This window comes from Sorangium sp. So ce375, assembly GCF_051473855.1.
GTDB lineage: Bacteria > Myxococcota_A > Polyangia > Polyangiales > Polyangiaceae > Sorangium.
This window is the reverse complement of record NZ_CP150335.1, coordinates 6778392-6789702: the sequence shown is the minus strand read 5'-3', so window position 1 is coordinate 6789702 and position 11311 is coordinate 6778392. Positions and strand designations below refer to the sequence as shown.

The following is an 11311-nucleotide window of genomic DNA, read 5'->3' as shown; positions in this document are numbered from 1 at the left end:
ATGGACGTCCCGGTCCTCGTGAGCGAGCTCTCGAAGGTGTACCACGCCGATCGCGAGGACCTCGCGGTGCGGGCGGTCGACCGGATCGGCTTCGAGGTGCGCCGAGGCGAGTCGGTCGCGATCATCGGGCCCTCCGGCTGCGGGAAGTCGAGCCTGCTGAACATCCTCGGGTGCCTGGATCGGCCGACGGAGGGCACGTACCGGCTCGGGGGTCGCAACGTGGCGGAGCTCGACGACGACGAGCTCGCGGCGCTCAGGAACCGCCACATCGGGTTCGTGTTCCAGAGCTTCAACCTGCTGCCGCGGATGACGGCGGCGGAGAACGTCGAGCTGCCGCTGCTCTACGGGGCGGTGAAGAACAGCCGCGCGCTCGCGGAGGGCGCGCTCGAGCGCGTGGGGCTCGCGGCGCGCGCGCGGCACCTGCCGTCGGAGCTCTCCGGCGGGCAGCGGCAGCGCGTCGCGATCGCGCGGGCGATCGTGACGCGGCCGTCGATCCTCCTGTGCGACGAGCCGACGGGCGCGCTCGACAGCAAGACGGGGCGCGACGTGCTGGAGCTGCTCCTGTCGCTGAACGCGGACGGGACGACGCTGATCATGGTGACCCACGACCTCGGCGTGGCGCGGTCGCTCTCGCGCGCCATCCACATGAGGGACGGGCACATCGTGGCCGACGGCCCTTCGGGCGACGTGGTGTCGGCGTTCCACGCGGGCGAGATGGAGGCGGCATGCTGATCAAGGAGACGGCGAAGAGCGCGTGGCGCTCGCTCGCCTCGAACCGCCTGCGCACGCTGCTGACGATGCTCGGCATGATCATCGGGACCGCGGCGGTCGTGGCGGTGCTCGGGATCGGGGAGGGCGCGCGCAGCAGCGTAGAGGGGCGGATCCGGTCGCTCGGCGCGAACCTTCTGATGGTGCGCCCGGGGTCGGCGTCGGCGAGCGGGGTCCGGTCGGGCACGGTGAAGACGCTGACCGAGGGCGACGCCGAGGCGCTGAAGGGGCTCGACGGCGTGGCGGCGGTCGCGCCGGAGCGGAGCGGCAGCGCGCAGCTCCGGTACATGGCGAGCAACCTGAACGCGTCCGTGACGGGGATCACGCCGGCGTACCTCGAGGTCCGCTCGCTCTCGGTGGAGAGCGGCGTCTCGTTCTCCGATCTGGACGAGCAGCAGCGGGCGCGCGTCGTCGTGCTCGGGGCCAACGTCGCGCGGCAGCTCTACCCGGGATCGTCGCCGCTCGGGACGCGGCTCCAGATCAACGGGAACGCGTTCCGGGTCGTCGGGGTGCTGACGGAGAAGGGGTCGGGCATGGGCTCGCCGGACGACGGGGTGTTCGTGCCGATGTCGACGCACCGCTCGGTGCTGTTCGGGCAGGATCACCTGTCGACGATCTCGCTCCAGCTGGCGAGCGAGGATCGGTCCGACGTGGTGATCGCGCAGCTCGATCAGCTGCTGCGCCTGCGCCACCGGCTGCGCGCGGATCAGCCGAGCGATTTCGAGGTCCGGTCGCAGGCCGAGATGCTGGCGACGATGGGGCAGATCACGGGCACCTTCACGATGCTGCTCGGCAGCGTGGCGGCCGTGTCGCTGATCGTCGGGGGCATCGGGATCATGAACATCATGCTGGTCTCGGTGCGGGAGCGGACGCGCGAGATCGGCGTGCGGATGGCGGTCGGTGCGCGGCGCGGGGACATCCTGCGGCAGTTTTTGGTCGAGGCGGTCGTTGTGTCGCTCGCGGGCGGCGTGGCCGGGGTGGGCCTCGGGTACGGGGCGGCGGTGCTGCTGTCGCGGTTCGGGGAGTGGGCCACGATCGTGCCGCCGTACGCGGTGGGGCTGGCGCTCGGGGTGTCGATCCTCATCGGGGTCACGTTCGGCGTGGGGCCGGCGAGGCGCGCGTCGAGGCTCGATCCGGTGGAGGCGCTGCGGTTCGAGTGAGCCGGGCTGCGGGCGCGAGGGGCGGCTCGCGCTCGAACTCCCCGGGCAACGTGCTCTTCCTCTTCCTCTTGCGGTTCGGACTTTACTCGGTGCTCGCGCGCATCTGCGCCGAGGCCGATTGGGCCTCGGCGGAGATGGCGTGGGCAAAGGAAGCGAGCGCGCGATGGCGTCGCGGCGGCATCAAACAACCCCGCCTTCTAGCCAGGTATACGTTCTCCCCTCGCCACCACTCGTCTTCGAAACCGTTTGTGCTTCTATAGAAGCTTCGGTTGCACCCTGGTTTCATGCGCTCATGCAGCTCGACGATCAGGGCGTCCACCTTTCCGAGCCACGGTGACGGGCCGCTGAAGATCTCTCGTTCAGCGCCCTCAATATCCATCTTGAGGATGTCGATGTGCTCGATCCCGTGGTCCTTCATGATCGCGTCGATCGTCATGCCCTGTACTTCGTGACGTGTTTCGCCGAGCTTCTCGCCGGCGTCGTCGGCTGACTGCGTCATAAAACCCCACTCCCCGAGGTGAGGATCCACGAGGTTGATCTTCTTGTTTTCGTGCCACAGTGCGCCGTGGACGGGCGTGATGTTCTTGTATGGGGCGACGTTCCTCTCGAGCAGCTCGAAATTGCCGTCTTCAGGTTCTATCGCGATGATCCTCGAGCCGGGAAATCGGTTCGCGAAGTAGAGCGATGCGAGCCCGATGTTCGCGCCCGCGTCGACGATCGTCGTCGGCGCGGTCCTGACATCGAAGGCGTAGTCCTCCTGGATGAACACCTGCTCGAAGGTCTCAACGTCGGTCGAGGGCATCCGCAGGTAGAAGGGAAACTTGATATTAGGCCTGTCGATCCGGAGCGGGGTCTGCGTTTTTGTGAGCTTTCCTCTTATCGCAGCGGCGACGCCGCGAACGCCCACCACGTGGCGATAGGATTTCATTGAGCGCAGATGGTGAATCAGATTCTGCAGCCAATCCTGGCTGTTGGGGTTGTTCATGTGTGTTCCTCCCCATAATACTGGAATTCCGCGTGCCCGAACGCAGGATGCTCGTGCGGAAAGACCGGGGCAAGGGCTTTCCGGGCCACCGCAAGGCGAGGCGTTCGGCGCGTCCGCCGCCGAGATCGCGAAGCGCCCGGGGCGCATCGACGACTTCTTCAACAACGCCGGAATCGGTGTCGCCGGCAAGGTCGAGAAATACGCGCTCCGCGACAGGGACGACGTCCTCGACGTGAAGTCCGCGGCGTCACGCACGGCACTCAGACGTCCTTTGGGGCGGCTGGTATCGGCGCGCGGAGCTCGCCGGCATCGACGTCGCGACGATCCGCGCAACCTGGCAGAAGGTGTCCCCGATGGCCCCCCGTCGCCTCGGGCCCCGGGGTTGGGAGCCCGACGGCCAACCCGCCGCTCAGGCGCGGGAGCTCTGGAACGCTCGTTCCTGAATGCGCACCTGAACCCACGCCGCAGCCCGGCGGTCCGTTCTGGCCGATCGCGCAGAATCGCCCGGCGCAGCGCTGAGCTCGCCATTGCTTTTCAGTGCCAGCGTGCCGTCGGATCGCTATCCTGTGCTGGGATGGATGTCCTGCTGCAGAACGATCACCTGACGGTCACCCTCGATGAGGAGATGTCGATCGTCCGCAGCACACGCTCCGAGCTCGCGTATCCGTCGCCCGACGATTTCATCCGGATCCACACCCAGGCGCTCCAGGTCTACGAGTCGCTCGATCGCTGGAGCCTCGGCCACCTGCTCGACCTCCGCCGGGCTCCCATGAACAACGCCCCGGCGTTCGAGGCCGCGACGATGCGCACGCGCAGCATGCTCGTCAGCGAGTTCGCCTGCGTCGCCATCGTCGTGCGGACGGCGGTCGGCGCCCTCCAGGTGAACCGGCTGCTGCGCGAGGAGAACAACGAGCACGTCGTCGTGCTCCAGGACGAGGACGCCGCCGTGGGATATCTCCTCGAGGAGCTCGGGAAGCAGGTGCGCCGGTCCAGCGTGCCGCCGCGCAGCCGCCCCCGGACCTCCCATCCCCACCCCTCGCTGCGCCCCGCCAGGCAGCGCTGAGCCCGGGCAGTCAGCCCTGAGGGCGTGAAGGCCGCGCCGGCGTCCGGAGCGAGGGCGCCTGTCGCGGCGCTTCTCGCGCGCGCTCCGGGCGTCTAGACTCCCTGCGTGCACGCCGATCGCAGCACGTGTCCGCGTTGCGGCCTCCTGATCAACGCGGAGGGGCGCTGTTATCCCGGGTGCCAGGGCCCGCTCGCCACCGTGCGCTGCGGCGGCTGCTTCCAGCTGAACCTCCCCGACGCGGAGCGCTGCGAAGGCTGCGGGCACGAGCTCGGCCTGGAGCCGATCCCCGAGCCCGACGCGCTTCGCTGCTCCGATTGCGGCGAGCCCTTCTCGGCGTTCCGCGCCGCGGCCGGCCTCCTGCGCGACTGCGGCCTTTGCGGCGGCCAGCTCGTCGATCACGCGCTCTTGCGGGACCTGCTGGAGCGCCGGGAGAGCTATGGGACGAGCGCGCCGAGGCCGCCGCGGCAGCCGGAGCACGTCGACGTCCGCGTGCGCTACGTCCGGTGCCCGGCGTGCGGCCAGGTGATGAACCGCAAGAACTTCGCCGGCAAGAGCGGCATCATCGTCGATATCTGCAGGGAACACGGCACGTGGTTCGACCGGGGCGAGCTCCCGCAGCTCCTCGCCTTCGCCGCGTCGGGTGGCACCGCGAGGGCGCGGCAGCAGCAGATCGAGGAAGAAGCGCGGTCGCGCCGGGAGGCCGAGATCGCCAGGGAGACGGCGCGTCGGGCGAGCGCCGTCGTGGCTGCCTCGTCCTGGGAATCCCGCTGGGAAGGCCGGCGGGCCGCGGTGCGCGAGCTGCTCGAGCTCTTGTGGCAGATCACCCGCTGAGCGATCCGCGCCGGCCGCGCCGGTGAGTGAAGAGATGTCAAGGGGCGTGCAGGACGGACGGGGTCGTCGTATGACGTGCCGCCACGACATGACGTCCCTCGACCAGCGCCTGTCGGCTCTCGAGCTGTCCATCCTGCCGACCTGGGTCTATGACCACGGTCAGCACCGGTTCCCGTGGGGCAACGCGAAGGCCGTCCAGTTCTGGCGCGCGACGGATCGCGCCGAGCTGCTCTCCCGCGACCTCTCGGACCTGTCGCCGGCCGTCCGCGCGCGGCTCGACGGCTATCTCCGCGTCCTCGCGGAAGGGGGCACGGTCCTGGAGGACTGGACGCTCTACCCGCGCGGGACGCCCGCGACGGTGACGCTCCACGGGCAGGCGATCGATCTCGACGACGGGCGGCTCGCGATCCTGTTCCAGGCGCTCCCCAAGGCCTCCAGCGTCGGCGCCTCGATGGTGCGCGGCGTGGAGGCGGTCCGCCACTCGTCGGTGCTGGTCAGCCTCGTCGACCGGGAGGGGACGGTGCTCTTCCACAACCCCGCGGCCCTGCGCGCCCTCGGCGACGCGCCGACGATCGACGCGGCGTTCCCGGACGAGGGCGTGCGCGCGTCGGTCCGCGGGGCGATCGACGCCGAGGCGGCGTGGGCAGGGGAGGTGCGGGTCGTCACGACCGACGGCGAGCGCTGGCACCAGGTGGAGGCGCGCCCCACGACCGATCCCGTGACCGGCGCGCGCGCGGTGCTCGTGCAGCAGCTCGACGTCACGGCGCAGCGGCGCGCCGAGGGGCAGGTCGAGGAGCAGGGCCGGCTCATCGACCAGCTGAACCGCTCGCTCGCCCTCGTGGACGAGCAACGCCGGCAGATCCTCAACCTCTCCGCGCCGATCCTCGACGTCGGCCGGGGCACGCTCGCGGTGCCGCTCATCGGGCGCCTCGACGCGGAGCGCGGCAGCGAGCTCGGAGAGCGGCTCCTGCCCGCGATCGTGGCGCAGCGGGCGTCCCACGTGGTCCTCGACGTCACCGGCGCGGAGGCGCTCGATCCGGACGGCGCCGCCGCCCTGGAGCGGCTGGCGCACGCGATCCAGCTGCTCGGCTCCAGGCCGATCCTCACCGGCGTCCGCCCGGAGGTCGCCCGCGCGCTCGTCGACGTCGACCTCGGCGAGGACCTGCTCGTCCTGCGCAGCCTCGGCCGCGGCCTGGAGGTCAGCCGCAAGCGCGCGCGCGGAGCCGCGCGCCGGCGCGCGTAGGCGCTGGCACGCGCACGGAGCGATCCGGAGCGGCGTCCAGCCTCCCGGCGGCGCCTGCGGCCGCCGCGGCGCTTTTCGAGCTGCCACGGCGGGCGTGCTCTGCCATAACGGGCCGCCATGACGCTTACTATTCGTGGAAAGTGGGCGCTCGTCACGGGCGCGAGCCGGGGTATCGGAAAGCGGATCGCGCGGGGCCTCGCGGACCTCGGCTGCAACGTCGTCCTGCACAGCCGCGACGCGGCGCACACGCGCGAGCTCGAAGGGGAGCTCGCCGGCAAGGGGATCCGGGTGAGCGCCGTCTCGGGCGAGCTGTCGGATCAGGCGGCCGTCGACCGCATGCTGGACGCCGCCGTGTCGGCGTCGGGCGGGATCGACATCCTGTTCAACAACGCCGCCATCATGACGCCATTCCGCGCCTCGCACCTGCAGACGCCGGCCGAGGATTACCGGCTCAGCTTCGAGGTGAACGTCATCAGCCCGATACGGATCACGTACCGGCTGCTGCCGACGATGCTGGAGCGCCGCTTCGGGCGCATCGTCCAGGTGACCTCCGGGATCCAGGACCAGCCCGAGCTGATGGCCTACGCCGCGTCGAAGGCCGCGCTCGACAAGTTCGTGCGCGACATGGCGCCTTCGCTGCGCGGCACGGGCGTTCTGATGAACCTGCTCGACCCGGGGTGGCTCCGGACCGATCTCGGCGGGCCGAAGGCGCCGAACGACGTCGAGTCGGTCTTGCCGGGGGCGCTCGTCCCGGCGCTCGTCGACGGCGAGGTCCACGGGGTGCTCTTCCGCGCGCAGGACTACGCGCGCTGACGCGCGCGGCTCGTGCTCCTGGCGTCCGCGCGCTCCGCGTGACTCGCGCCGGCTCGACAACTTGTGCCGCGCCGGCGGTCCATGTCTTGCTAGCGTCGTGGGGGATGAACGAGAGCTCGGGACCTGGGGCGGACACGGGACATCACGCGGGCCGCGGCGCGGGGGGGGCTCCGGCGGCGCTCGCGACGGCGGCCTTCGCGCGTGCAGCGCGATGGGGACGCTGGGGGGCGCTCTTGCCGGTGCTGGCCTGCGCGTGCTCGCTGGAGGGGTTGTCCGCCGAGTGGGACTCATCGTCGGCGCTCGGGGGTGCTGGCGATGACGGCTTGCTCAGGAGCGAAGCCGAGGACGAGGGCTGCGAGCTCTCCGGCCGCTTCGAGCGCGTGGACGACCCGGAGGCGAGCGGCGGGATCTACGTGGCGGTCCCCGAAGAGGCGAGCTGCAACGGCGACCGGGTCGACTGCTCGTTCAAGGTCGACGAGGCCGGCACCTACCAGATCAAGGCCAGGGTCGCCACGGGGCCCGAAGAGAGCACGGACAACTCGTTCCTTGTCCGCATGGACCACGCGCCGGAGCTCGGAACCAGGTACGACTTCAGCGGGACCGAGTTCCACGAAGATTACGTGCACGACTCGAAGGACAACACAGGGGCGCTGCTCAAGTTCGCGCTCGATGCCGGGGTGCACGTCGTCTCGTTCGAGTGCCGCGAGGATGCGGCCAGGCTCGACTGGGTCCAGCTCGTTCGAATCGGCCCCTGATCTCCGCGAGGAGCCGCGGCGCCGCGCGCGGGGCGAGGCCGAGGTGCTCGGCGTCGCGGACGGCTGACCGCGCCAGGGCCCATGACGCGGTGTTGCACGCGTCCACAGTGTCAACCTGTGGTTGACAACCTCGGTCGCGGTGCCGCCGACGACATCGGGCGAGAGGAGGCGCGTGGCAGCTGTTTTAACGGGAAATGCCGTGCGATCTGGGCGGGATCGTTCCGTCCTGGGCTGGTGGCATGTGCGTTGCTGTGGAGCTCCAGCGAACGGCCCGCGCGCTGTCCGGCGTCTCCACCCGCGCCGCGCGAGCTGCTCGGCTTCGGCTCATCACGGAAAGGTGACTTGCTCATGAAGTGCGAATCTCGAGTCGCTTGGGCTGCGCTGATGGCGCTCGGCATCAGCGGCATTTCGGTGGTCGGGTGCGGCTCGGAAACGTCGGATCCAGAAGGCGATGAGGGACAGCCGACGAGCAGCGGGAGCGCAGGCTCCACGGCGAGCGCCAGCACCGGCGGGAGCGGCGCGGGCAGCGGCACGGCCAGCTCCAGCGGGGGGACCGGGGGCGCCGGCAGCGGGACCGGTGGGGCCGGTAGCGGTGAGGGGGGCGCCGACGAAGGCACCGGCGGCTCCAGCAGCGGTGAGGGCGGCTCCAGCAGCGGTGAGGGCGGCTCCAGCAGCGGCGCCGGCGGCAGCAGCCCAGGCGGCGCCGACTTCAGGCTCTACGGCTATGCGACGACCGGCGACGGCACCACCGGCGGCAAGGGCGGAGAGGTCGTCTCCGTGAGCTCGCTCGACGCCCTGAGGAGGGAGGCCGCGAGGGACGGCGCCGTGATCATCCGGATCACCGGCAAGATCAGCGGCAGCGACGACGACGTGGACGTCGCCTCCGACAAGACCATCGTGGGGGTCGGGTCGAGCGGAGAGATCGAGGGGATCGGGCTCAACCTGCGGAGGGCCTCCAACATCATCGTCCGCAACCTGAAGATCCACCACGTGCTGGCCAAAACCGGCAACGGCGACGCCATCCACATGGACGAGAGCCACAACGTGTGGATCGACCACTGCGAGCTCTGGGCGGATTCTCCCGCGGTGAACTCCGACAAGGACAAGTACGACGGCCTCATCGATGCGACCCACGAGTCCTCGGACATCACGATCTCGTGGAGCTATCTGCACGACCACTGGAAGGGCATGCTGGTCGGCTCGTCGGACAAAGACGCCAGCGATCGCCGCATCACCTACCACCACAACCGCTTCCGTAACGTGAACTCCCGCCTTCCGAGCTACCGCGGCGGCAACGGGCATATCTTCAACAACTACTTCGAGGACATCTCCGCGTCGGGGGTGAACTCGCGGGTCGGCGCCTGCCTGAGGGTGGAGGGCAATCACTTCTACAAGGTGAAGAACCCCATCACCACCCTGGACAGCCCGGCCGGCGGCACGCACCGCATCGACAACGTGTTCGAGGAGACCACCGGGACGCAGCAGTCCGGCCAAGACTGCTCCTGGACCGCCCCGTACGAGTACCCGCTCGACCGCGCGGCCGCCGTCAAGGCCCTCGTCCTCGAGCACGCGGGCGTCGGCAAGACGGATCCGCTGGCGAACCTGCCCTGAGCACCGGCGGTCTGCTCCTCTTGGTGGCGGCTCCAGGCGTAGGCACGCCCGAGCTCGCGTCCGCTGGCTGAGCCATTCCCGGCCGGCCGGGGTACATAGTGAACATGAGCCCCGAGCCGCCGCTCCGCGCGTGGGTGCGACCGCCCCTCACCCCGGGGAGCGTGGCGCGCCAGTGGCAGCGCATCGAGGAGCGGCTCGACGCCCGGAGCGCTCAGCATGGCCGCCGGTGGCTCTGGGCAGGCTCCCTCGCCGGCGCGCTCGCCCTGGGGGCGGGCGCGCTGTGGCTCGGGGTGCGTGGCGGGTCGTCCAGCGTGCCGCCGGCCGCGGTCGCGGCGGTCGGCTCGGTGCTGTCCCTGTCGGACGGCTCGAAGATCTCGCTCGAGCAGGGAGCTGAGCTGGAGGTGCAGCGCGACGAGCCTCGCCACATCGCGACCGCGCTGCGCTCGGGCGCGGCGCGCTTCGAGGTCGTCCCCGACGCCGCGCGGTCGTTCACCGTCGTGGCGCGCGGCGTGGAGGTTCGCGTCGTCGGCACCGAGTTCCGCGTCGCCGTCGACGGGGCGACGGAGGAGGTCACCGTCACGGTGACGAAGGGGATCGTCGAGGTCCGCCACCCCGCGCGGCCCGACGAAGCGAGGCGGCTGCACGCGGGCGAGTCGTGGTCGACGAGGCCCGAGCCCGCGAAGGCGGAGCCGCCCGAGGCGGCGGTGCCCGCCCAGCCACCGCCCGCCCAGCCGCTCGCCACGGGCGCCGCTGCCGCGCCGCCAGCGCAAGGGCACACGGCGGCCGCGCCCTCCGCGCCTGGCGAAGGCGCCGCGCAGAAGCTCTTCGAGGCGGCCAACCAGGCGCGGCGGGAAGGGGATCTCGCGCGCGCCGCGGCGCTGTACCGGCAGCTCGTGGCGAGGCACCCGGGCGACGCGCGAGCGCAGATCGCCGCCCTCGAGCTCGGCCGCATCGAGATGGAGCGCGGCCAGGGAACGAACGCCGAGGACGCGCTCAAGACCGCCGCCTCGTCGGCGGTGGGCTCGTCGGTCCACGAAGACGCGCTCGCCCGCCTCGTCCGGCTCTACGATGGCCAGGGGAAACGAGCCGCGTGCGAAGAGGCCCGACGTCGCTACCTCACGACCTACCCGAACGGCGTCCACGTCGCCGCCATGAAGGCCGCCTGCGCGGCGAGGTGATGGCGGCGGGGCGCGGCCTCGCGCTCCCGGCCCTCCTCGCCGCCACCGCGGGGGTCGCGCGCGCCGAAGGAGACGCGTGCGGCGGCGACGCTCCGCCGATCGCCGTGCTCGTCGAGGGCGCGACGCCGGAGCTCGAGCGCGCGATCTTCGTGGACCTGGCTGCCGAGCTCGCCCGCACCGACCTCTGCGCGCGGCTCGAGGCGGGCGCCTCGCCCGAGGCGCGCGGCGCCGGGCGCGAGCGGGCGATCGCGCGCGTGACCATCCGCATCTCGCCGGAAGGCGTCGCCGCGGTCGGCATCGACGACGCCATGACCCACAAGCGCCTGGAGCGCACGGTGGAGGTGGCCGGGCTGAAGGACGACGGCCGCGCGCTCGCGCTCGCGATCGCCGCCGACGAGCTGCTCCGGGCGAGCTGGGTCGAGCCCACGCTGAGGCGACGGGCCGCGGCGGCGAGCGAACGGCCGGCGCCGCCGGCGGCGCGCGCGCCCGTGGACGGGCCCCGCGAGGCGCCGGACGCGGGCGGCGGGGCGGATCCGCGCGCGACCGAGATCGGCGTCCGCGCGACGGTGGCCGCGTACGGCGGCGGCCAGGTGCAGCTCGGGGGCGCGCTCCTCCTCCGGCGGGACGTGCTGCCCTGGCTCGCGGGCTCGGTGTTCGTGTACGCGCGCGAGGCGCTGCCCGCGTCCGCCGCGCTCGGGAAGGTGCTCGGATGAGCGATCACACAACGCCGGTGCGCGTCGGCGACGACGCCGACTGGGCGTCGGTGGCGGCCGGGCGGCACCACACGTGCGCGCGGAAGCGCGACGGCGCGGTCCTGTGCGCCGGGCTCAACGATCGAGGCCAGCTCGGCGCCGGGGATCGCGAGCGGCGCCTCGTCTTCACGCCGGTCGCGAGCGCGCGGTGA

Annotated in this window: 12 protein-coding genes; 11 read left to right on the top strand and 1 reads right to left on the bottom strand. The window is 71.6% G+C overall.

Annotated elements, in window-relative coordinates; genetic code table 11:
- Together WME90_RS25165 and WME90_RS25160 are read left to right on the top strand one after the other, a co-directional pair.
- Positions 1–732 carry an ABC transporter ATP-binding protein gene (locus WME90_RS25165; protein WP_437274528.1) on the top strand — a complete coding sequence of 244 codons (732 nt, stop codon included), beginning with the start codon at positions 1–3 and terminating at the stop codon, positions 730–732.
- Positions 726–1928: an ABC transporter permease gene (locus tag WME90_RS25160; protein ID WP_437274527.1), complete on the top strand. Its 1203-nt coding sequence runs from the start codon at positions 726–728 to the stop codon at positions 1926–1928. The genes WME90_RS25165 and WME90_RS25160 overlap by 7 nt, the downstream gene beginning before the upstream one ends.
- 82 nt (positions 1929–2010) lie before the next feature.
- Here the strand turns inward: WME90_RS25160 and WME90_RS25155 are convergent, their stop codons facing one another.
- Complete coding sequence (locus WME90_RS25155) at positions 2011–2913, bottom strand: FkbM family methyltransferase (RefSeq protein WP_437274526.1); 903 nt, start codon at positions 2911–2913, stop codon at positions 2011–2013.
- A gap of 574 nt (positions 2914–3487) precedes the next feature.
- On the opposite strand from WME90_RS25155, the gene WME90_RS25150 reads away from it, so the two are divergent.
- The 9 genes from WME90_RS25150 (at position 3488) to WME90_RS25110 (ending at position 11311) form a co-directional block, all read left to right on the top strand.
- The gene (locus WME90_RS25150; RefSeq protein WP_437274525.1) at positions 3488–3976 is read left to right on the top strand and encodes a hypothetical protein; all 489 of its coding nucleotides are present in this window, start codon (positions 3488–3490) and stop codon (positions 3974–3976) included.
- 105 nt (positions 3977–4081) lie between these two features.
- Positions 4082–4807, top strand: coding sequence for a zf-TFIIB domain-containing protein (locus WME90_RS25145; RefSeq protein ID WP_437274524.1), 726 nt, complete (start codon positions 4082–4084; stop codon positions 4805–4807).
- Between the two features lie 88 nt (positions 4808–4895).
- Complete coding sequence (locus WME90_RS25140; protein ID WP_437274523.1) at positions 4896–6050, top strand: PAS domain-containing protein; 1155 nt, start codon at positions 4896–4898, stop codon at positions 6048–6050.
- A gap of 117 nt (positions 6051–6167) precedes the next feature.
- Positions 6168–6863 (top strand): SDR family NAD(P)-dependent oxidoreductase, encoded by a 696-nt coding sequence (locus WME90_RS25135; protein ID WP_437274522.1) that lies wholly within the window; start codon positions 6168–6170, stop codon positions 6861–6863.
- A 104-nt stretch (positions 6864–6967) separates the two neighbouring features.
- Positions 6968–7618 (top strand): hypothetical protein, encoded by a 651-nt coding sequence (locus tag WME90_RS25130; protein ID WP_437274521.1) that lies wholly within the window; start codon positions 6968–6970, stop codon positions 7616–7618.
- Positions 7619–7966: 348 nt separating this feature from the next.
- Positions 7967–9229, top strand: coding sequence for a pectate lyase family protein (locus WME90_RS25125; protein ID WP_437274520.1), 1263 nt, complete (start codon positions 7967–7969; stop codon positions 9227–9229).
- Between the two features lie 104 nt (positions 9230–9333).
- Positions 9334–10407, top strand: a complete 1074-nt coding sequence (locus WME90_RS25120; protein WP_437274519.1) for a FecR domain-containing protein — start codon at positions 9334–9336, stop codon at positions 10405–10407.
- A complete protein-coding gene (locus WME90_RS25115; RefSeq protein ID WP_437274518.1) occupies positions 10407–11120 on the top strand; it encodes a hypothetical protein in 714 nt (237 codons plus the stop codon). Before WME90_RS25120 ends, WME90_RS25115 begins: the two co-directional genes overlap by 1 nt.
- Positions 11117–11311, top strand: a complete 195-nt coding sequence (locus WME90_RS25110) for a hypothetical protein (RefSeq protein WP_437274517.1) — start codon at positions 11117–11119, stop codon at positions 11309–11311. Before WME90_RS25115 ends, WME90_RS25110 begins: the two co-directional genes overlap by 4 nt.